This window comes from Alteromonas sp. H02 (genome assembly GCF_059682525.1).
In genome coordinates this window covers 1,726,056-1,747,624 of the sequence record NZ_CM185021.1, presented here as the reverse complement: position 1 = coordinate 1,747,624, position 21,569 = coordinate 1,726,056, and the positions used below count along the sequence as shown (strand labels likewise).

The following is a 21,569-nucleotide window of genomic DNA, read 5'->3' as shown; positions in this document are numbered from 1 at the left end:
AAATACAATTATCAACTTAATCAGGGGCTCATATGAACTGGCAAAAACAGGACTACGATGACATTCCCGGCACTTACGTGTTCGATGGTCAGCGGGCGCATCCCGCTTATGCAATCAACAAATTGCTGTATACCTTTAACGATGAAGCCTGTCGGGCAGAATTTGACGCCGACCCGGCCGCCTATTGCGACAAAATGGGCGTAACTGGTGAATACAAAGAGGCTGTTTTAGCACAGGACTTTCTGGGTCTTCTGCGGATGGGCGCCAATATCTATTTCCTGGCCAAAATGTGTATTCCCCGAGGCGTGTCGGTGCAGGACGCCGGCGCCGCCTTTCAGGGCATTAGTACCGAAGAATTCCAGCAACGTCTGCTCGATAAAGGCAACGGGCTGAGTGACATACTGGCGAAACGAGGAGACTACTGGAATGGCTAAAATTATTGGCGGGATCACCAGCTCACACATTCCCGCGGTGGGCAATGCAATTTCACAGGGGCTCACTCAGGAGCCTTACTGGAAACGTTTTTTCGACGGCTATGAACCAGCCAAAGACTGGTTAAAAGAAGTTAAGCCTGATTTGGTTATCGTGGTTTATAACGACCATGGCCTCAATTTCTTTTTAGATAAGATGCCAACCTTTGCCTTAGGTTGTGCCGACATCTACGAGAACGCCGACGAAGGTTGGGGATTAAAACCAACGGCACCGTTTACCGGCGATGCGAAACTGTCCTGGCATATCGCGCAATCACTGGTTGAACAGGAATTTGACATTTGTACCTGCCAGGAAATGAAAGTCGATCACGGTTTTGTTAATCCTATCCGGGCGTTGTTCGGCGATCACGTAGACTGGCCGGTAAAAGCCATTCCGCTGGCAGTGAATACGGTACAGCATCCGGTGCCCTCGGCAGCACGATGTTTAAAGTTGGGCCGGGCGCTGGGCAAAGCCCTTGAGTCTTATCCGGAAGATACCCGGGTAGTTATTCTGGGTACTGGCGGCATGTCCCATCAGTTACAGGGCGAGCGTGCCGGGATTATCGACGTTGAATTCGATTTGGAATGCATGGATAAGATTGCCACTGAGCCTGAGTGGATGACTCAGTTCAGTAATGCCGAAATAATTCGCCGTGCTGGCAGTGAAGGAATCGAAACCATTATGTGGCTGGTGATGCGCGGTGCGCTGAAAGACGACGCTGCGGTGTTGCACAAACATTACCATGCGCCTATTTCCAATACTGGTGCCGGCGTACTAGTGCTGGATAATCAGTAATCGGGTGCCCCGTCACTGGCCGTGCAACTGTTGGCGGCCGGTGACACCCGGCTTCATTCTTCCATGTTCATCATTTGTTTAAACAACACCCCTGCCTGAGTGCGGTTGATCACCTCAAGCTTACGCAACACAGCCGACGCATGCTGCTTAACCGTGGATTCAGAAATTTCCAGCTCATAGGCAATTTGTTTGTTTAACAACCCATCGGCCATCATCCGCAGTACCTTAAACTGATGGGGCGTTAATTGCGCCAGTTTATCTGCAAACGCTTTATCCTGCTGATTCTCCAGCGCTTCAATGGCTTCGTTGATGTTCTCCGGTAGCCATTGCTCGCCATCGAGCACATGGTTAACCGCTTCGGCAATTTCAGCCAGCGGGGTGGACTTCGGAATATAGCCACTGGCGCCTAAATCAATAGCCTTGCGAATTAATACCGGGTCTTCTTCTGCCGACACTATAACCACCAGCACGCCCGGAAACTGGGTACGCAGTGTAGTTAAACCGGTAAGGCCCTCGTTACCCGGCATATTTAAATCCAGAAACACCAGTTCCAGTGAGTCATCAGCTTCGATGACGCTGTAAGCTTCAGAAAATGAGGCCACTTCAGTTATGTTGTGACCCACGATGTCCACCATTGCCTGGCGCATGGCGGCGCGAAACAGCGGGTGATCATCGGCAATTAAAATACGCGTATCCAAAACTTCTACCTGACTCAGCATAACGTTATTCATAAAGTTAAGTGTACCGCAAAATCATACTGTTAAGAACAAAACGGCCAGCAAAGGCTGGCCGTTTCCATTTTATTGTTAATCGGGCATTGCCTGATTAGAAACGATAGCCAACCGTTAACTGGATAGTCATTGGGTCACCGTAGTAGCCGATAAGCGTTGTATCGCCCCCTGTACCAGGACCATAGCTACCGTCTTCGTTACGTTCAACGAAATCATAGCCGCCCACCAGATATTCTTCATCGGTGAGGTTTTTCGCATGAATACCGCCGTACCAGTCACCTTCAATGCTTTCCCAGTTCACGCTGACATTCACCATACCGTAAGCATCCTGAGCGATCAGGTCGCTGGTTTCAAACAGCAGGTAGTCATCACGGTAGTAATAGTTAGCGTTAAAGTTGAAATAACCGACACTGGTATCCAGCGCATAATTAGCGGCCAGGTTAAGTGTGTTCTCCGGCGTGCTGGCCAACCCAATCAGTGGTGGAACCGCATTGTTTTCTTTGATTTCAAAGTCAATGTAACCATAAGCGGCCGATAACGTCAGGTTATCTGTCGCAACGTACGTCAGCTCCACTTCAGCACCTTTTGCGGCCGTCGCTGATGCATTACGTAAACGCTGCTGCAGGTCTGCCGCACTATCTCCGCCTGGCTCAATACCAATGTACTGGCGATCTTCATGGTCATAAGCGAATAACGTGACATTAGCCCTAAAGCTGTCGGTGACATCGCTTTTCATACCAATTTCGTAGGAATCTACCACTTCGGGATTTACCCCAGGTTCGCTGATGCTGGCACGCGGGTTAAAGGTACCTGATTTAAAACCCTGCGAATAACTGGCGAAGAACATGGTGTCTCTGGACATCTGATACTCCACCCCAACACGCGGGGTAAAACGCGACCAGCTCTCAATTCCCAGAGTACCCGGCGAATCCAATACGCCATCGCCATCGGAATCTTCACCCAGCACCTGAGGCACTAGTTGACCGTCTGGCCGCACATAACCGGGGATCCAACCAGATTCAGGGTAAACGTTTTCAAACACCAGACCATTGAATACAATAGCCTGCTTTTCCTCATCGGTGTAACGGGCACCAACAGAAACCGACAGCTTATCGGTGATGTCGTAGTTTAACTGACCATATACCGCAACACTTTCACTGTTGTTACAACCTGAAACTTCACGGGTAAGACCCGGCGTGCCAAAGGCTGCACGGCCAAGGAAGCCTAAAATCGCTTCAAACTGGCCACATGACTCACCATCGTAGTAGTAAACACCACTTACCAGCGTAAAATTATCGCCCAGGTAGTTGGCTTGTAATTCATGGGTATCGTTTTCATCTTCATAAATGGCCGGCACATCAAAAATGTCCAGCGCGGTATTATCGAAATCAATGTTGGTTGGTGAATAACTTTCACGATGTGAGCCAATGTATTTCAGTTCCAGATTGTCTGACACATCATAACGCATCAACCAGCTGTAGCCCTCAAGCTCTACTTTATTCCAGGTCGGCAGACTGGTGTAGGAATCATAAATTGAATCCGGTACAGGCGCATCGGTTAAGATACTGGGTAACAGGCGATAACCGCCTTTGGCATTTGAGGTATCTTCGGTTTTGTCCCACCCCAGACGGAAGAATAAATCGTCGGTGATGTGCGCTTCCAGGGTTAAACGGGCCGCCCACAGATCTTTGTTGTAGTTTTCACGGTCCTGACCTTCCAGCGCACTTTGCAGGAATTCACCGTAACCATCACGGTTCAGGTTGGCGTAACCAAACCCCAGATAAACCTTATCTTCCACAAGTGGATACTGACCGGTCACTTTTACGTCTTTACGTCCATAGTTACCAACTGTCCCTTCGATATTGAAGGTGGGGTCACCCACCATATCTTTGGTAACATATTTTACCGCACCACCGATGGTGTTTTTACCATACAGAGTGCCCTGTGGCCCACGCAAAACTTCAATACGCTGTACGTCAAGTAAGTCAAGCACCGCACCCTGAGGACGGGCAACATAAACGTCGTCAATATAAATACCAACGCCTGGCTCATAACCCCACAGCGGATCCTGCTGGCCCAGACCACGGATAAAGGCGGTCAATGTGGAGTTGGTACCACGGCTGGTTTGCAGCGTGGTGTTAGGCGAGAATTGTTGCACTTCTGTTAAAACACTGATCCCTTTATTACCAAGTTCAACAGCGCCCAGCGAGGTGATAGCAACCGGAACTTCCTGCAGGCTCTCAACCGTTTTACGCGCCGTAACTTCGATTTTCTCCAGTTTACCTTTTTCGATTCCGTCTTCAGCATCCTGTGCAAAAGCGGCTTGTGAGCCTAAGCAGGCCAGCGTTACCGCCGTAGCGCAGAGTGTACGGCTAAAATTTATTTTATTACCGAATGTGTGTTTCATAGGGTGTCCCTTGTTTTAGTAAATCAAAAAATCTTTCTGAAGAACGCGGTCGAGTTAACTGTAGAGATTTTTAACAATTTCGTAACTAGTACCATCGTACTATGGGCAGATTTGTTAATGCGGGCCACACTTTGCAGCACTGATGAAGAGTCTGCGGTCACAGATTTCAATCAAAGGAAAGTAACATTATGTTGAGTTTACTCGGACTGGTTGGTGGACTGGGACTGCTTATCGTACTCACTATACGCGGCATGAATTTATTCATTGCAGCGCCGGTGTGTGCGTTAATTGTGGCACTAACAAGTGGCCTTCCCCTGTTTACCGGCGATGCAAATTTCGTCACCACTTATATGAGTGGTTTCGCAGGGTTTATTTCTGCCTGGTTTTTTATGTTCTTACTGGGGGCGATATTTGGCAAATTCATGGAAGATACCGGTGCGGCAGATTCTGTCGCCCGCTGGATAGTAGGAAAACTGGGTTTCAAACACGCGGTTGTGGCGGTGGTACTGGCCTGTGCCATCTTAACCTACGGCGGCGTGAGTTTGTTTGTGGTCGCTTTCTCAGTGTACCCCATGGCACTCAGCCTGTTTAAAGACGCCAATTTGCCGCGCCGCTTTATTCCGGCCACCATGGCATTTGGCTCGGTAACATTTACCATGACCTCAGCCGGGTCACCGGAAATTCAGAACTGGATCCCGATTAAATACCTTGGCACCTCGCCTTTTGCTGGCTGGGAGGTCAGTCTGGTGGTGGCAATCTTCATGGCATGCTTTGGCTATTGGTGGCTTAAGCGCATGATAGGTAAAGCTATTGCTAAGGGTGAAAAATTTGAGGAACGGGCCTCCGATCCTAAAGTACCGGTACGTGATTTACCTCATCCGTTAACCGGCGTTTTGCCTTTGGTAGTGGTGCTGGTACTTAGCTTCTGGCTACACGAATCACTGGCTCAGTTGGCCCTTATCGTGGCGCTATCCGGTGGTGTTTTAACCCTTATGCTGATTAACTTTCAGTATTTCCACGACCTCTCTAAAGCCGTTAATACCGGAACCACCGGGGCACTGGTGGCTATTGGTAATACCGCAGCAGTAGTAGGGTTTGGCTCGATCGCCAAAAACACCGAAGCTTTTCAGGCTACGGTAGAGGTCATGGCCAACCTGCCCGGTAACGAACTTATCGGCGCCGCCGTGGCGGTGAGCGTCATTGCCGGGTTAACCGGTTCTGCCTCGGGTGGCCAGGCCATTGTATTGCCATTAATCGGTCAGCACTATATCGACCGCGGCGTTGAACCCGAAGAATTACACCGTATTGTCGCCATCTCCTCCGGCGCACTGGACTCTTTGCCGCATAATGGTTACGTTGTGACCACTATTCGGGCAATTTGTCATGAAACGCACAAAGCCGCCTATGGTTCTGTGGCAGCGTTAACCGTTGTGGTGCCGCTCATCGGTTTAGCAATGGCTATCGCGCTGTTTAGTTTGTTTTAAGGAGATACCATGGCACGGATATTCTTATTATGCTGCGCACTACTGTTGGCCCTGCCAGCAGTAACTACAGCAGCTGAAGAAGTGTTACTCACCAGCAAAGAACGCTTTAGCATGCCTTCATACACAACTGTTGGCGGGCGAACAATTAAGTCGCTGCAAGTAGGCTGGGAAAGCTACGGCAAACTTAATCAGGCCAAAGATAATGTGATTCTGATCACCCATTATTTCTCCGCCAACTCCCACGCTGCCGGTAAATATCATCCCGATGACGCAGCGCCGGGCTATTGGGATGCGATTATCGGCCCGGGCAAAGCCATCGATACTGGCCAGTATTTTGTCATCAGCGTGGATAGCCTCGCCAATCTCAACGCCAACGCTCCTAATGTGATCACCACCGGCCCGGCCAGTATTAACCCCGACACCGGGAAGCCTTACGGCCTCGATTTTCCGGTAGTCACCATTAAAGATTTTGTTAATGTGCAAAAAGCGGTGCTAGAAAGTTTGGGGATAAGTAAACTGCACGCTGTTATCGGGCCATCCATGGGATCCATGCAGGCGCTTGAATGGGCAGCCAGTTACCCCGACTGGGTGCCACGCATGATATCAGTAATTGGCACCGGTGACAGCGACGCCTGGACCACAGCGGCTTTAGAGCAATGGGCCATTCCTATTCGACTCGATAAGAACTGGCAGGACGGCAACTATTACGACAGCGAACCACCTGTAGATGGCCTTGCTGCTGCACTGATGTTAATTACCCAACAAGCGCTGCACCCACTGTACTTTAATCAGCAAGGTGAGAAGCTCAATTATCACCCGCTGGAAACCGGGCCATTGAGCAGTATTCGCAAATCGCACAGTATTGTTACCTGGTTAACTAATCGTGCCCGCTCAAGAGCGGAAAAAATGGATGCCAATCATTTACTGTATCTGGTGCGCGCCTGTCAGCTGTTTCTTGCCGGCAACGGCGACTCACTGGCGCAAACCATGCAGTCTGTGAAAGCAAAAACCTTATTCTTGCCGGCTTCAAATGATTTACTATTAATGCCTTACATGGCGCAAAAAGCCCACGAAGCTTTACAAAAGCGGGGTAAAGACAGTCGCTATGAAGAGCTCAGCGGCAGTCTTGGTCATTTCGATGGCGTAGTGAGCATCAAACAAAAAGCCGATGCGATTGAAGCATTTTTAAAGTATTAACAGGGACATTAATTAATGAAGACAACCTTAAAAACGGCTTTGGGCTTCGGCCTTGTCGCTTTCGCGCAAGGCAGTATCGCTCAGCAGGAAAGCAGCTTACAGCTTGATACCGACGCGATTACCGTGTCAGGGTTATCCTCTGGCGGCTTTATGGCCACCCAGTTTCATCTGGCCAACAGCGATAAAGTGACCGGTGCGGCAATGCTGGCATCAGGCCCCTATTACTGTGCACAAAACGATATTGCCGTAGCCCTTGGTCAGTGTGTTGATAAAGTGAATTCACCGCTGGATGTTAAGGCACTGAGTGCGCAGGCCAAAAGCTGGGAAGAGTCCGGTAAAATTCCACCGCTGGCTAATTTAAAAGACGACAAAGTATGGTTGCTGCACGGTACTGCCGATACGCGGGTCAACTCAGCCGTAAGCGACGCCTTGTATCAACAGTACCAACAGTGGGTACCGGCTGAACAGCTGACCTATGTTAACGACAAACCCTTTTCTCACGTGTTTCCCACCGTCGATGCCGGTGGCAGCTGTCTGGACTCCGCTTCGCCTTATATCGGTAAATGTGAGTATGATGCCGCTGGCGAATTGCTCACTGCGCTGTTAGGTGAACTAAATACCCCTGATGACGTATTAGAAGGTGAAGTAATTTCCTTTGATCAACAGGAAATTGCCGGCGATGATGCCAGCACGCTGGCCGACAAAGGTTACGCTTATATCCCGGCATCATGCAGTAATGGCGAAGCCTGCCGCGTACATGTGAGTTTCCATGGTTGTAATCAGTATGCCCAAGCCGTTGATATGGCTTATATAGAACAGACCGGTCTTAACCGTTGGGCCGATGACAACCAGTTAGTAGTGATTTACCCGCAAACCCGAAAATCGTTAATCATGCCAATGAATCCGCAGGGATGTTGGGATTGGTGGGGGTATACGTCAGACGCCTACGCAACCAGTGAAGGGCCGCAAATTAAAGCGGTAAATGCTTTTATTGATTTTCTAGCCACACGCTAAGGATTATTTTCTATGTCATCTTACAATATTTTTATTACCGGTGGTGCCAGTGGTATTGGTTATGGTATTGCCGAATTTCTAGGCGCTCAGGGACACACCATTCTGGTAGCCGACATCAACGCCGACGCCGCCGCTGAAGCTTGTCAGAAACTGGCCGACAAAAACATTAAGGCACTCCCTGTTGAAGTTGACGTCACCAACGCAGAACAGGTAGGCGCCCTGCCCGCCAAACTCAAAGATACGCCAGTCGATATTCTGGTTAATAATGCCGGTATTCAGCACGTGTCTAAAATTGAAGACTTCCCACCAGAAAAGTGGCAAATGCTGATCAATATTATGCTGGTTGGCCCGGCGTTACTTACTCAGGCGTTTATGCCTGGTATGCGCGAAAGAGACTTCGGCCGGATTATTAATATTGGCTCTATTCATTCAGTCGTTGCCTCCCCGTTCAAGTCGGCTTATGTCGCGGCAAAACACGGGTTACTGGGCTTTTCGAAAACCATTGCGCTAGAGACCGGTGACGCCAACATCACTATTAATACGGTGTGTCCGGCTTATGTGAAAACGCCTCTGGTAGAAAAACAGATCGCTTCACAGGCTAAGGAAAACGGCATCAGCGAAGAAGAAGTGGTGAATAAAATTATGCTTGAGCCAATGCCGAAAAAGCAATTCATCAGTCTGGAAGAACTGGGCGAAACAGCGGCCTTTTTAATGAGCAGTGCTGCCCGCAACATTACCGGCCAAACCATGATTTTAGACGGTGGCTGGACCGCCAGATAAACCCCGGCCATATGAGCAGGAGATGCTTAATATCGCCTCCTGCTTTATTTTGCGCATAAGGTTATGGTAATGTCGCCTCAGGAAGTGGGGAAGACGAACAACATGCCATACAACACCGTTGGATTAATCGGTAAAGCGGCCCACGAAGGTGCCCATGTAAGCCTCAATGCATTAGCGGATTATCTTCGCGCCAAACAATGCACCATTCTTGTTGAAGAAAGCGTCGCCCAGGAAATGGATGGCGATGACTTCACCGTTTGCGACCTTGTCTCTATTGGTAAGCAGGCCGACCTTGCAGTAGTGGTTGGCGGCGATGGCAATATGCTTGGTGCTGCTCGCGTACTCTCCCGCTTTAATATTCACGTAGTAGGCGTTAACCGCGGTAACCTGGGTTTTCTTACCGATATCCATCCGGATGAAGTGGTTCAGCAAATGGATCTTATCTATAACGGTGAAACCATGGTTGAGCAACGCTTTCTGCTGGAAGTAGAAGTGTATCGCCACGAGCAGCTAAAAAGTAACAACTCGGCGGTTAACGAAGTGGTGCTGCACCACGGCAAAGTTGCCCACATGACCGAGTTTGAAGTGTTTATTGACGATCAGTTTGTGTTTAGTCAACGTTCAGACGGGCTGATTGTAGCAACTCCCACAGGTTCCACAGCCTATTCCTTATCTGGTGGCGGCCCCATTTTAATGCCACACCTTGATGCACTAACGCTGGTGCCCATGTTTCCGCATACCTTAAGTAGCCGGCCCATTGTGGTTGACGCTAACAGCACCATTTCCATGCGGGTTTCCAAAGCCAATGTAGACAGCGTACAGGTTAGTTGCGACAGCCATATTGTCCTCCCGGCCCTGCCCGGTGACGAAATTCGGGTCAGAAAAAGCAACGACAGGCTGTCGTTGGTGCACCCTGCCGGTTACAGCTATTTTAATGTACTGCGGAAAAAGCTCGGTTGGGGCAGCAAACTGTTTTAGCACTTTTCGTATATTAGTCCAAAGTGTATCTGTACAGTGTGGCTGCATTTACGCTAACCTGACGATATGTGATGTATTTTTGTACCGCTGACTTTTAATGTAATTAAACTACTCAAACTGTATGGATTTGTCGGATAGCCTACCTGATATATACACCGAAGTGACTGTTGATTCTTTTGCTAACACACATGGTGGCAGACAACGTTCAGAAGCCCTGCTGTACTTCGCCAGTTTTGGCATCCGTTATCAAACTGAATTCGGTTTTTCCTTGCATAGTGAATTCGGTTTTTCCTTGCATAGTGAATTGTGGTTAACTGACAACCAGTCGATCTCCAACATCGTTGGCGACGAACAAGGAGTGAGTAACATTGAGGCCAACGAGGCCGGTCTTCACATTGGTATGTTAGCCGCAGGCTACCAAACTGAATCCTGGTCGTGGTTAATCGGCGTATACGACATAAATTACTACTTTGACGTGCTCGATAGTGCCAACCTGTTTGTACACAGTGCTTTTGGCATGGGCTCCGTATTTGGTATCAGCGGTCCCAATGGCCCGAGCACTTACCCGCAACCCGGTTTAACCGCCAGGTTTGCTTATCAGCGCGGTAAGCATTCAGTGCAATTTGCTGTCGCTGATGGCGAGCCCGGCGACCCTTTTTTTTATTATCATACCGCCTCCCAGGAAGAGAAACGCATCAACCTGATGGTTGTAACGGAATATGCTTACGTGTCAGCACAGAGTAAATTGCTGGCCGGATGGTGGGGCTATAATGATGACTCCGTAGTGCTACAAAATGCCGGCGCCAGCCGGGGCAAAAATAACGGTTTATATTTGCGCACCGAACACCGCTTTAAACCATTACCTTCAGATCATCAGATCACCGTGTTTGGTCGGGCCGGCGTTGGCGCCAGCAAGTTTAATTTTTTCGATGAGTTTTATTCTGTTGGTCTGCAGGTAAGCGGTGAATTGTGGGGCGTTGGCGACGAGAAGTTCGGCCTCGCCATTGCTCACGCCCGAACCTCGAACGTAAGGTCTGAGGAGTATGGTAGCGATGAAACCGCCCTGGAACTCACCTATGCTGTAACGTTAAATAAAGGCCTGACTGTTCAGCCCAGTTTGCAATGGATTGGCTCCCCGGGTGCCGCCCGTGATGCGGATGACGCCGTCGTTTTGGGCTTACGTTTTAGCTGGAGTTTTGACTAAATCGTCTGCAACCAGGCAACAAACTTTCTGGCTTCCATGGCGCTTTGCAGCGGCACATATTTTTTATTGTGACGGTCTTCAAAAGCAACGTTGAATTTGTTCACAGAAATATTGGATATAGGTGGTTTTACATTAATACGTAAACCATTAGTTGTTTGAATCATAGCGTGTCTTATTTTTTTAATTATTGGAAAAAGCAGATCTGAATGGCGGGTGGTCGATCAGAAAAAGAGAGTTAGTGAAGTAAAAGGCTGGTTATTACCAGCCCTTAAAATCGTAAGCTTTATAATGCAACCACATTAGATGCTTGTGGGCCTTTCTGGCCCTGTTCAATAATAAATTGAACTTGCTGGCCTTCTGCCAGTGACTTAAAGCCTTCAGAAGCGATAGAACGGAAATGAACGAAAACGTCTTTGCCGCCGTCATTAGGTGTTAAAAAACCAAAACCTTTATCGTCATTGAACCACTTTACTACGCCGTTTACAGGATCAGACATAATTGAAACCTTTTTATTAAATATTAAGTGCGATGGCGTGCCATCGGTGAAGCTATAGATACGAAGAAAACATTTACCAGTAAAGCAAATGTAAATACAAGTTCGACTTAATTGAATAAAAAGCAGAAAAAGAGACGCATAATGCAGTAAGGGATAAAGCTTTAACTTTCTAAAGCCCAGCCAAGGTACGCTAATCCCGCAGGCAAGTAAAGCGGTTTATTTTTTATTATTTTGCCAGTAATGGTACGCCCCCTGCTGCATTCCATTGTAGCAATGAAAGCCACAGCCCTTAAAAGCTCACTGAACAAAAACTCCCCACATTTTAAGCAATGGCCTGGTTTATAGTATGGTTCAGCCCACACAATGCAGCAGGTTATTCACTCAGTGACAGAGTGACTGACAACCGGGGGCCTGCCAAAATTGATTTGAGTTCACTTGCCGAAACGTTATTAACGCGCGCTAAGCGCGTTAAACTCCAACTGTTATTGTCGTAGTAAATAACCAGGGAATTGCCGAGATAGAGAATAATATCACCGGGTTGAGCCGCTATCTGTTCATCGTTACGCGGTAAACTAAACCCTAAATCTCCTACCTTTTCCATGTTGGCGTAATCGCGCATTTCAATAGTCATAGCCCCCTGCTGTAACTTTTTCCTTAGCGCAGCGGCCGAGGAATTATCGGTAAAATCGGCGGTAAGCGTATGCTCACCCACATTAATAATCAGCATGGGGGTTCTCCCTGGTGATGTACCGCAATTGGCGGTAAAACTAATAAACAGGCAGAGTCCTGTTATCCAGCACGCATTACCCGCGATAATTCGGGAGAAAGTTGCCATATTGCCTTTTCCTTTGTTAACGAGACAGCCGGGCTGTCCATACGGCAAGTGTCGAAGCGACCAGCAAAATCAGGGCGCTGGCAGCAAAGGTGGTCATGTAGCCTTCCAGATCATATAGCACCCCGCCAAGCGTTAAGCCGAGCGCAATCGAGAGCTGGATAATGGCAACCATCAACCCACCACCGGCTTCGGCATCATTGGGGAACGTTTTTGGCACCCAGGCCCACCAACCCACAGGCGCTGCGGTGGCAACGAGCCCCCACACGCCAAGCAGCATAACAACCGCAGCAAAGAGATTTCCAAACAGCGTGAGGCTAAGCGCAATAAGGGCAAGGATCACCGGCATTAAGATAAGAGTCGGATAAAAAGCATGCTTAAGCGGTATGTTTATCACCATGGTGCCGACAAAACCCATAATGCCGATAAACATCAGCAGCAGTGATAAGGTGGTTACCTCTACACCGATTACCGTTTCCAGGAAAGGCCGGATATAAGTATAGAGGCTGAACTGCCCCAGAAAAAACAAGCCGACGGCCAGCATGCCAACCACAACGACTTTTCGCTTTAATTGCGTAAACACGGCAAATATACCCGCTGCCTCCTGTTCCTTGGCTACCGGCGGCATGGATGGCAGGCTCAGTGACTGCCAGATAAAGGTGATCACAGCAATAGGGATAAGGCTTAGAAACGCACCACGCCAGCCTATCAGCTCGCCAAGGTAAGCGCCCAGTGGCGCAGCAATTACCACAGCAAGTGCGTTACCACTGTTAAAAACGGCCAGTGCTTTTGACACCTTATCTTGTGGTACAAGCCGCATGGCTATGGCTGCCGACATTGACCAGAACCCACCAATAACAACCCCGATCAACGCCCTGCCAATCATATACATGGTGTAATTAGCGGCTAATCCGATAATGGCCCCGGAAATGCCCATGATAACGGTAAGTAAAAGCAACAATGCTTTTCGGTTCACATTGGCAGTCAGTGATGAAATAAACAGGCTGGTCACTACCGCAAATGCGCCGGAAATGGCAATGCCCTGGCCGGCCATACCGTTGGTGATCTGCAGTGTGTCAGCGATTGGCGTAAGCAGACTAACCGGCATAAATTCAGAGGCGATCAAGGTAAAGACACAGATGGTCATAGCAAAAACGCCGCTCCAGTAGGCTTCGGGCGTCTCTGTTGTCAGTGTGTTTTGTTGCGTATTCATAAACGGCTTTCTTTGATGATTAATCACCCTCCACGGTATAAACGCTTTGCTGGCAGCATTGACCGTGCAGGAATGGGTTTAGAGGCAGTTATGTTGACACAGACACATAATTTAATTAATAGTCTTAATCTCAATGAACTGCTGAGGATAATTCATTAGTGACGATAAATAAGCTTGATGATTTACAGGTCTTCCTTGCCATCGCCGAGGCTGGAAGCTTCGTAAAGGCGGCAGCGAAGCTGGGTTTATCCGCCTCGGCGCTTAGTCATAAAATGCGTGGACTTGAGGAGCGTTTAGGCCTGAGGTTACTGGCGCGAACCACCCGAAATGTGTCTCCCACGGAGGCCGGAGAACGCCTGATAACGTCACTTCAGCCCTTATTTCAGCGCATTAATCAGGAAGTCGATGCGTTGGGTGAATTGCGGGATACACCTGCCGGCACTCTCAGAATTTCATGTACCGATGATCAAATAGAATTATGTATAAGACCGAAACTGAATAAGTTTCTCAGATCCTATCCAGACATTACCGTTGAGTTTTATGTTGACTACGGTTTTTCCAATGTGGTGACAGAACGATTTGATGCAGGCATCAGACTGGGTGAGGCAATCAGCCAGGATATGATAGCCATCCCTGTAGGCCCTGAAATTCGCTTAGTGGTTGTTGGCTCACCGGCTTATCTGCAAGCAAACGGGATGCCTCAGACGCCTTATGAACTTACCTCATACGATTGCATCGACATCCGCCACAAGCCCAATGGTAATATTTACGCCTGGGAATTTGAGGAAAACGGTAAAGAATTCACCGTCAGGGGGCAAGGTCAGCTGGTATTTAACAGTACCATGCATGTACTGAATGCCGCTGTTGACGGCATTGGTCTGGCGTATGTGCCAGAGCCATTGGCAGAACCTTATGTCGCACAAGGAAAACTTATAAAAGTACTCACCGATTGGAGTAATTATTTTCCCGGCTTTCATCTTTATTACCCGAACAGGCGTCAAAATTCACCTGCATTCAAAGCCTTTGTCGACGCCTTTCGATACCAGCATGAGACAGATTAAACACGTTTTCACCCGGTTTCGTAACGGCATTTTTTTAAGATGGTAACAACACACCCACCGTCGTTATCCGGTAGGGAACAAACCTCGCAACAAATCTGCTTAAACCGCAACTAACAGGACTAAATACCCGGCCCCTGACGACAATGTAAACGGGGTATTCAAAGCAACCATAAACACTCTCCCCTACCACATCGATTAGTGATTGAGTGTAGTGGCTGGCGCCGGGTAGTCGCCCAGCCCGGCCAGGTACATTAAGCTTTAACGTTCCAGTCTACTCATCGTATAAGTGAGAATAGATCACTCTCAGGGTGCGCTGCAGATTCTGCTTGGCCATCGGCCAGTAAATAGAAATATTATCAATATTGTCATGGTTGCAGTCTGCGCTTAAACGCGACTCCATGTCTTTTAAAGGCGCCGAATTAATAGTGCTGATCACACTGATTAATCGCCGGGCACCCATAAGTATGGCCCGGTGGTCGTCGGCCATCACGGCCTCATCCATAATCCGCGTAGCCTCTGCGAGCTTATCCATCAGACTGGTTAGCGATGTCGCCATTGAGCTTACCTGATGGCTGCTTTGCAGATAATACAGCAAATCGAACCAGGTATTGGGATCCGGCGGCATCGCCAGGTCGGCAAAGTCGGGTTTTTCGCGTACCTGCACAGTGGCTTCCTGGGCTTGCTGCAATTCAACCTTCTGTGCTTCTACCAGTGCTTTTTCCTGCTCCGCCAGTTTGGACTCGCTGTCTTTGAGTTTCTCCTGAGCCTGTTGTAACGCCTTCTCACGACTTTCGAGCTGTGATTTTCGTTCACTGAGTTCACCTTCCAGCGAGCTGAGCTGTGCATGTAGATCGGATTGTGACGAATTCTGCTGGGTTAACGACTGTTGGGACGCCGCGTATTCACGCTGGACCGTTGCCAATTGTTCGGTAAGCAATTGCTGCTGCTCCTCAAGCTGCTCGATACTGCTCTGGCTCGATTTCAGGGCTGACTGCTGCTCCTGCACCTGCGCCTGAAGTTTCGCTTCCTGCTCTTCCTGCTGGGCTAACTTTGCCTCTAATGCCTGCGCCTGCTCTTTGGAGCGGTTCAGTTCCTGCTGGAGTTTCTGTTCTTCGCTTTGGGTTAAAGAAACCTTTTCTTCGGCGTCAGCCAGTTCATTCATACTTGACTGCAGCTTGTTTTGCATCGCGGAGTTTTGACTCTGCGCTTCTTCAAGAGCTTGCTGTAACTGTTGTTTCTGCGCTTCAATTTCTTCGTGATGCTTACGCCACTGCTCATCACTACCCAGCATCATTTCTTTTTGCTTAGCTGCGCGCTGGGCGACATCAGCCATTTCCGACTTCAGCTGTTCCAGCTTGTTTTGCTGTGATTCGCGCTCGAGTTTTTCGGCTTCCATCTGTTTATGACGGTTATCCAGCTCCGCTTCTGCCGCTACCAGTTTAGCCTGCTTGGCGGCCAGTTCGTTAGCCAGAGTTTGCTGCTCTGCCTGCCATTTTTGCTCGCTTTGCTGGATAGCCTGCTGTTGCTGAGTGGATTTTTGCTGCATTTCACTGAGCTCTTCCTGCAGCTTGGCAAAGATAGCCTGCTGACGGGCTTTTTCCTGTTTTTCCGCCTCAGTTTGTTGTTTGGCTTCTGACAGGATCTGCTCAGTTTGCTGTAACTCCGCCTGCTTGGCCTGCAGTGCCTGCTGCAATGCTTCATGTTCAGCCTTACGCCGGGCATCCGCTTCTGCCACCTTCGACTGCTGCTGGGCCGAACGGCTCTCAATATCGGCCAGTTCATTCTGCAGTTGCGCCAGGCGTTCCTGCTGGGCAACTTTTTCCTGTTTATCCTGCTCGGCCTGCTGCTTGATTTCAGCCAATGCCGTTTGCGTAGATTGCAGCTGTGACTGTTTGGCCTCGAGCTCTTTTGCCAGTTGTTCAGCATGTGCCTGCATATCGCCTTTCTGCTGGGAAGACATTGTCTCGAGCATCTGCATCTCGTGCTGCAAGTGGTCGATATGGCGAGCTTTGCCCTCGGCTTCAGCCTGCATTTTCTGATACGCCATCGCCAGTTCGCGGCGCTCCAGCTCTGCCTGCTCACTCGCTTTACGCTGGTTGGCCAGTTGCTCGCGTAATTTTTCCGATGCCTCACTGGAACTGGTTAATTGTGATTGTAAAGCAGCTATCTGACCGCTGACATCACCAATCTGCTTGTCTTTATCTTCGATGGAAGCCTGTAAACCGGCGATTTCTGCCACGTAATTTTCGACCGCTTTTTGTTGCTCTGCCTGCTGTTGCTCCAAGCGCAATGTTTCCTGCTGACTCTGCTCCAGTTGCTGTTGTGCTTCGCGATATTTACGCTCGCTGTATTGCAGCGCGTCGGCTATCTGATTGCGTTGTTTTTCCAGACTGCCTACTTTCATACTGGAGCGTTCGAGCTGCGCCTCTAATGCAGCATTAGCCTGCTGACTTTCTTCCAGCATTTCACGGTTTTGGGTGTAATCAGACTTCAGACTGGCCAGATGCTCACTGATATCTTTGTGGGCCTGCTGCAGCTCTGAGATAGTTTCAATTTTTTCAGACAGAGTGACTTCGGCATCCTGTAACTTAAGTTCGGCCTGCGCCAGAGTTTGCTCCGTTTCTGCCAGCGCTTCCTGCTGTTGCGCCAGTTGATGCTGGCTGCTGGCCAGTTGCTGTTGTTTAGCCTCAACTTCCAGCTCTGCCGCTTCGCGTAATTTAACTGCCTCAGCACGAGCCGCTTTAGCTTGTTCAATGGCACGTAAGTCAATCCAGATACAGATAATGCCCTGTAATTTAGCGTCTCTCAGAATTGGAATAAGCGTGAGTTCGCAAGGTAATACGCGCTGCTGATACTGATGTTGCCAGCTCAGGGTAACCACCTGACCACGGCTTCCAACGGTTTCCAGCTTTTGCCTGAGGGTTTCTGTATTGGTTGCGGCGCCATGCAGCTCAGGGGCAGTTAACTGCAGTCCAAGCATTTCTTCTTCATCCTGAATACCAAAGAAAGCACAGGCGGCAGAGTTAAACTGCGTAAAGCAATCATTGGTTAGCAGTGCTACCGGCACACTTGCATACTTCACCAGGCGCTCAAAGCGACTGTTCAGGTAATCCTGCTCTTCGCGGCTACCAATCCAGCACACATATTCTTCAGGGATCTCACTGATTTTGTTGGCATGCAGGGTTGTCGAAAAGGTTTTGTTGGTACCGCATTTTAAACGGGCCGGAAACTCTCGTGCCTGATCGTGCCTGTCCAGCCGCTGAGTTAACTTTTCGGTTTCCACTTTATCCGTGAACAACTGATAAAATGACTGTGACAGCAGTTGCTGACTGTTCATATCCAACTGACGACAAAGGGTTTGGTTAACTTCTTTAATATCACCTTCGCGATTAAATACCGCGATACCCATTGGTGAATGATCGGTAAACATACTCAGACGGTCTTTGGCTTCGGCGACATCGTGGGTCAGGGCTTCCACTTCGGTATGATCCTCGATAATCCCCATAGCAGCACCCGACTCTCCCGCCAGTGCCTGCAACACCACTTGCAGCGACAGGCGTTGCCCGTCATCCCTTTCAACGCTGAGCGCCTGACGCCTGGTCGTCATTTTGTCACGGTTTTGATGGAGTGATTTAAAGCCTTCATCAAACTGCTTGAGCTCACTAACCGGTTTCCCTTTAATGTACATCAGGTCGGTTTTAAACAGGCTCAGAAATGCCCGGTTGGCGTCAACAAATCTACGCTCAGCATCGAGCAAATAGACCGGTTGTGTAGCAGTGGAAACCACTGCATTAAAACGCTGAATTGCAACGTCCCGCTCTGTTTTGGCGCGAGTTATCTGCCGGCAATCGGCAACCGAAATGTGCGCAATGGGTAAGTCAGACTCACTGGTATGCTCAGCCAGAGCACCACAACACGTTACCGGTATAAGGCTGTCATCTTTTGCCAGCAAAGACGTATTCACCTCAAGCACTTCGCCGCTCGCCAGTCGCTCCAGCGCACCACTAAGCATTTGCTGATCGCGTGCGTCTACCCGTTGTATAAACTCATCCATCGACAGCTCGCCGGGCTCAATGCCGAGCCAGCCGGCTAAACTTTCATTAACTGTAAGCTGTTGAGCGGCAAGATTAATTTTCGCCAGGCCGAGGCTCTGGCCGTCGAATAATCCGCTGACATGGTCAAGCATGGCGGCTGAATCATCCAGACGCTGCTGGTAATTCTGCACATCCTCAACAATGATCATCATTTGTGCTTCTGCCGCCTGGCTGAGCGCTGGGTTAATCCGCAACCGGTATGCCCTCTGCCGCTGACCAAGCACACACTGAATAGCCAGCTCCCGGCTGGCACCGCTGGCCTGACTAATTAATTGTTGTGCTTCGACCGGCAGCAAGTCTGCCAGCCCTTTGCCTTTCACGGTATCGGCGTTCTGGCCAAGTAAGTATGCCCCCGTGCGGTTCGCATAAGTCACCGTCAGTGCTTCATCAACCAGGATAACCCCTACACTCACTGCATTTAAGCGCTCCTGCTGCACAGTGAGCAGCGAATTGGTTTTATTAAGCTTTGCGTTGAGTCGGCTACGCTTGAAAGCGCCAAATAAAATTACCAGTAACAACAAGCCTGCGCAGGCAATAGCAGCATAGGCCAGCAGATTAAACTGGCCCGGCGATAACGCCTGCAAGGAAGACGGGAAAGCATAAACATTGGGTGCCACAGCACTGAGCAGTAACAATCCCTTGTTCTGAAGATAATTTCTCTGGCTACAAGCGCTCATAATCTACATTCGACAACGTGATTAGGGTAAAAATTAAACTATACGTCAGATTTATAAAGTTGCTATGTAGGATTATTTAAAAACGTTTAAATTTGTATACGTGAAAAATATTAAGCCGTGTATTTTCAGTCACCTGACATTTACCCGGCAAAGATAGGTATAAATAACATGGCTTTAGCCTGGTTTATTTAACTACACCAGAAATGCTAACCTGTCACAGCTTCTGAAAAACTTTTTTTGTTGGATTATCAGTATCTTGCCTGATTAATTGCGTGAATTACGCTAAGCAGCATTTATCTCTACAGGAATACTGTATATATTTACACATACTGTATATTCATCTAGTCAATCTGTGAGGCATTTATGTTATCGCATTTATCGGTTAAAAACTTCGCTGTAGTGAAAGAAATCAACATTGCCTTTGAGACCGGCATGACAGCGATGACCGGTGAAACCGGTGCTGGTAAATCCATTGCTATCGACGCACTAAGCTTATGCCTTGGTGAGCGTGCCGATGCATCGGCAGTAAGAAAAGGCGCTGATAAGGCGGAAATCATTGCCTATTTTTCGTTGCTTGATGCGCCTCTGGCGAGGAACTGGCTGGATGAAAATGACGTGGTACTGGATGACGATCCCAACACCTGCTTTATTCGGCGACTGATCTCAAAAGAAGGCCGATCAAAGGCGTTTATCAATGGCGTGCCGGTGGCGCTTCAGCAGTTAAAGCAGCTGGGGCAGTTTTTACTGGCGATCCACGGGCAAAATACACACCTGCAGTTATTAAAAGACGATGTACAACGCAAACTGCTGGATGATTTTGCCGAACACGGCTCGTTACTCTCTGCAACGGCATCGGCATATAAGCATTGGCAACAACTGGCAAAGGAGCTAAGCGCCCTTGAACAGGCTGCCCAGCAACGTGCCGACAGAGAGCAGTTGTTAAGCTATCAGGTAGCTGAACTGGACGAGTTTGCCTTAGCAGAAGGCGAATTCAGTGAGCTTGAAGCTGAACACAAGCGCCTGAGCAATGGCCAGACCCTGCTCGAGGAAGCACAAAAGAGCTTTTACCATTTATATGAAGCCGACGAATTTAACGCCTTGTCAGCTATCCAGACCAGCATTGATAAACTCAGTAATCTGGAAGATCACGACCCAGCATTAACCCCCATTGTAGCAATGCTAAACGAAGCCGCCATACAGGTGGAAGAGTCAGCGAATGAGCTACGCAGTTATTGCGATCAGCTGGAAATCGATCCAATGCGTTTGCAGCAGGTTGAAAAGCGCTTTGCCCAGGCCATGGAACTGGCCAGAAAGCACCAGGTAATGCCCGAAACACTGTACGATCATCATCAGCAACTGGCTGAAGAGCTGGCCGGTCTTAGTGCCAATACACAAAGACTGACATCGTTGCAGGAAGAACTGGACAACAGCCACGCTAAGTATATCGCAGCCAGTGAAAAACTCTCACAAAGCCGCTATAACGCTGCAGGAAAGTTAGCCGAAATGGTTCAGACACAGATCCGCACCTTAAATATGCCCCACGCAGAATTCTTCATTGATGTGATCTACGGCGAACAGGCACGTCCCTCTGCAGTGGGTATGGATACCGTGGTCATGAAAGTAGCGACGAACCCGGGGCAACCGCAGGATCGACTGGATAAAGTGGTATCTGGCGGGGAATTATCCAGAATTGGCCTGGCTTTACAGGTGATCAGCCGTGATACCAGTCTGACCCCCACGATGATTTTTGACGAAGTGGATACCGGTATCAGCGGCCCCACGGCTTCGATAGTAGGTCAATTATTACGCCGTCTCGGTAAGGAAAATCAGGTCATGTGTGTTACCCACCTGCCGCAGGTAGCGGCGCAGGCGCATAATCAGCTGTTTGTGACCAAAACAACCGAAAACAGCGAAACCCAAACCCATATTTTAGCGCTTACTGAACAAGCCAGAATTGATGAGCTGGCACGTTTACTGGCGGGTGATAAAATTACCCCCAATGCGCTGGCTAATGCCAAAGAATTACTTGATAATGCTCTAGCGAACTAAATTGCAATTCATTGGTCAAAGTTGACGTGCCGGTGTTGAGCGATTAGCATGCTCGGCACCGATAGCGTCTGCAATGACTGTCCAAC

At 49.0% G+C, this 21,569-nt stretch carries 17 protein-coding genes; 10 read left to right on the top strand and 7 right to left on the bottom strand.

The window, feature by feature from the left end; all coding sequences use genetic code 11:
* Positions 1-32 precede the first annotated feature (32 nt).
* Both AC566Q_RS08070 and AC566Q_RS08065 read left to right on the top strand, forming a co-directional pair.
* On the top strand, positions 33-434 hold the full coding sequence (locus AC566Q_RS08070; protein WP_499615552.1) for a protocatechuate 4,5-dioxygenase subunit alpha: 402 nt from the start codon (positions 33-35) through the stop codon (positions 432-434).
* Positions 427-1,266 carry a class III extradiol dioxygenase family protein gene (locus AC566Q_RS08065; RefSeq protein ID WP_105934451.1) on the top strand — a complete coding sequence of 280 codons (840 nt, stop codon included), beginning with the start codon at positions 427-429 and terminating at the stop codon, positions 1,264-1,266. Before AC566Q_RS08070 ends, AC566Q_RS08065 begins: the two co-directional genes overlap by 8 nt.
* Positions 1,267-1,319: 53 nt before the next feature.
* Here the strand turns inward: AC566Q_RS08065 and AC566Q_RS08060 are convergent, their stop codons facing one another.
* Together AC566Q_RS08060 and AC566Q_RS08055 are read right to left on the bottom strand one after the other, a co-directional pair.
* A complete protein-coding gene (locus AC566Q_RS08060; RefSeq protein ID WP_499617414.1) occupies positions 1,320-1,964 on the bottom strand; it encodes a response regulator in 645 nt (214 codons plus the stop codon).
* A gap of 127 nt (positions 1,965-2,091) precedes the next feature.
* Positions 2,092-4,404: a TonB-dependent receptor gene (locus AC566Q_RS08055; protein WP_499615549.1), complete on the bottom strand. Its 2,313-nt coding sequence runs from the start codon at positions 4,402-4,404 to the stop codon at positions 2,092-2,094.
* 188 nt (positions 4,405-4,592) lie between these two features.
* On the opposite strand from AC566Q_RS08055, the gene AC566Q_RS08050 reads away from it, so the two are divergent.
* The 6 genes from AC566Q_RS08050 to AC566Q_RS08025 all read left to right on the top strand — a co-directional run bounded on the left by AC566Q_RS08050 (position 4,593) and on the right by AC566Q_RS08025 (position 11,061).
* Positions 4,593-5,888 (top strand): GntP family permease, encoded by a 1,296-nt coding sequence (locus AC566Q_RS08050; RefSeq protein ID WP_499615546.1) that lies wholly within the window; start codon positions 4,593-4,595, stop codon positions 5,886-5,888.
* 9 nt (positions 5,889-5,897) lie between these two features.
* A complete protein-coding gene (locus AC566Q_RS08045) occupies positions 5,898-7,085 on the top strand; it encodes an E22 family MetX-like putative esterase (protein WP_499615544.1) in 1,188 nt (395 codons plus the stop codon).
* A gap of 15 nt (positions 7,086-7,100) precedes the next feature.
* Complete coding sequence (locus tag AC566Q_RS08040; RefSeq protein ID WP_105934447.1) at positions 7,101-8,099, top strand: extracellular catalytic domain type 2 short-chain-length polyhydroxyalkanoate depolymerase; 999 nt, start codon at positions 7,101-7,103, stop codon at positions 8,097-8,099.
* A gap of 12 nt (positions 8,100-8,111) precedes the next feature.
* Complete coding sequence (locus tag AC566Q_RS08035) at positions 8,112-8,879, top strand: 3-hydroxybutyrate dehydrogenase (protein ID WP_105934446.1); 768 nt, start codon at positions 8,112-8,114, stop codon at positions 8,877-8,879.
* Positions 8,880-8,981: 102 nt separating this feature from the next.
* The gene (nadK, locus tag AC566Q_RS08030; protein ID WP_105934445.1) at positions 8,982-9,857 is read left to right on the top strand and encodes an NAD(+) kinase; all 876 of its coding nucleotides are present in this window, start codon (positions 8,982-8,984) and stop codon (positions 9,855-9,857) included.
* A 127-nt stretch (positions 9,858-9,984) separates the two neighbouring features.
* Positions 9,985-11,061: a carbohydrate porin gene (locus tag AC566Q_RS08025; RefSeq protein WP_499615541.1), complete on the top strand. Its 1,077-nt coding sequence runs from the start codon at positions 9,985-9,987 to the stop codon at positions 11,059-11,061.
* On the opposite strand, the gene AC566Q_RS08020 is transcribed toward AC566Q_RS08025, so the two are convergent.
* The 4 genes from AC566Q_RS08020 to AC566Q_RS08005 form a co-directional block, all read right to left on the bottom strand.
* Complete coding sequence (locus AC566Q_RS08020; RefSeq protein WP_170308452.1) at positions 11,058-11,225, bottom strand: hypothetical protein; 168 nt, start codon at positions 11,223-11,225, stop codon at positions 11,058-11,060. The genes AC566Q_RS08025 and AC566Q_RS08020 overlap by 4 nt on opposite strands.
* Before the next feature lie 119 nt (positions 11,226-11,344).
* Positions 11,345-11,557, bottom strand: coding sequence for a transcription antiterminator/RNA stability regulator CspE (gene cspE, locus AC566Q_RS08015; RefSeq protein WP_105934443.1), 213 nt, complete (start codon positions 11,555-11,557; stop codon positions 11,345-11,347).
* 373 nt (positions 11,558-11,930) lie between these two features.
* Positions 11,931-12,392, bottom strand: coding sequence for a cyclophilin-like fold protein (locus AC566Q_RS08010; protein WP_205664759.1), 462 nt, complete (start codon positions 12,390-12,392; stop codon positions 11,931-11,933).
* Between the two features lie 16 nt (positions 12,393-12,408).
* Positions 12,409-13,602 carry an MFS transporter gene (locus AC566Q_RS08005; protein WP_499615538.1) on the bottom strand — a complete coding sequence of 398 codons (1,194 nt, stop codon included), beginning with the start codon at positions 13,600-13,602 and terminating at the stop codon, positions 12,409-12,411.
* Between the two features lie 158 nt (positions 13,603-13,760).
* On the opposite strand from AC566Q_RS08005, the gene AC566Q_RS08000 reads away from it, so the two are divergent.
* Complete coding sequence (locus AC566Q_RS08000; RefSeq protein WP_105934440.1) at positions 13,761-14,663, top strand: LysR family transcriptional regulator; 903 nt, start codon at positions 13,761-13,763, stop codon at positions 14,661-14,663.
* A 271-nt stretch (positions 14,664-14,934) separates the two neighbouring features.
* Here the strand turns inward: AC566Q_RS08000 and AC566Q_RS07995 are convergent, their stop codons facing one another.
* Positions 14,935-19,392: a PAS domain-containing protein gene (locus tag AC566Q_RS07995; protein WP_499615535.1), complete on the bottom strand. Its 4,458-nt coding sequence runs from the start codon at positions 19,390-19,392 to the stop codon at positions 14,935-14,937.
* Positions 19,393-19,797: 405 nt separating this feature from the next.
* On the opposite strand from AC566Q_RS07995, the gene recN reads away from it, so the two are divergent.
* The gene (recN, locus tag AC566Q_RS07990; protein WP_105934438.1) at positions 19,798-21,483 is read left to right on the top strand and encodes a DNA repair protein RecN; all 1,686 of its coding nucleotides are present in this window, start codon (positions 19,798-19,800) and stop codon (positions 21,481-21,483) included.
* Positions 21,484-21,569: the final 86 nt, after the last annotated feature.

Bases quoted from the DNA above. Each gene is read 5' to 3' on its own strand.
- AC566Q_RS08070 (WP_499615552.1), top strand. From the start codon at position 33: ATGAACTGGCAAAAACAGGACTACGATGACATTCCCGGCACTTACGTG.
- AC566Q_RS08065 (WP_105934451.1), top strand. From the start codon at position 427: ATGGCTAAAATTATTGGCGGGATCACCAGCTCACACATTCCCGCGGTG.
- AC566Q_RS08055 (WP_499615549.1), bottom strand. From the start codon at position 4,404: ATGAAACACACATTCGGTAATAAAATAAATTTTAGCCGTACACTCTGC.
- AC566Q_RS08050 (WP_499615546.1), top strand. From the start codon at position 4,593: ATGTTGAGTTTACTCGGACTGGTTGGTGGACTGGGACTGCTTATCGTA.
- AC566Q_RS08045 (WP_499615544.1), top strand. From the start codon at position 5,898: ATGGCACGGATATTCTTATTATGCTGCGCACTACTGTTGGCCCTGCCA.
- AC566Q_RS08040 (WP_105934447.1), top strand. From the start codon at position 7,101: ATGAAGACAACCTTAAAAACGGCTTTGGGCTTCGGCCTTGTCGCTTTC.
- AC566Q_RS08035 (WP_105934446.1), top strand. From the start codon at position 8,112: ATGTCATCTTACAATATTTTTATTACCGGTGGTGCCAGTGGTATTGGT.
- nadK (WP_105934445.1), top strand. From the start codon at position 8,982: ATGCCATACAACACCGTTGGATTAATCGGTAAAGCGGCCCACGAAGGT.
- AC566Q_RS08020 (WP_170308452.1), bottom strand. From the start codon at position 11,225: ATGATTCAAACAACTAATGGTTTACGTATTAATGTAAAACCACCTATA.
- cspE (WP_105934443.1), bottom strand. From the start codon at position 11,557: ATGTCTGATCCTGTAAACGGCGTAGTAAAGTGGTTCAATGACGATAAA.
- AC566Q_RS08010 (WP_205664759.1), bottom strand. From the start codon at position 12,392: ATGGCAACTTTCTCCCGAATTATCGCGGGTAATGCGTGCTGGATAACA.
- AC566Q_RS08005 (WP_499615538.1), bottom strand. From the start codon at position 13,602: ATGAATACGCAACAAAACACACTGACAACAGAGACGCCCGAAGCCTAC.
- recN (WP_105934438.1), top strand. From the start codon at position 19,798: ATGTTATCGCATTTATCGGTTAAAAACTTCGCTGTAGTGAAAGAAATC.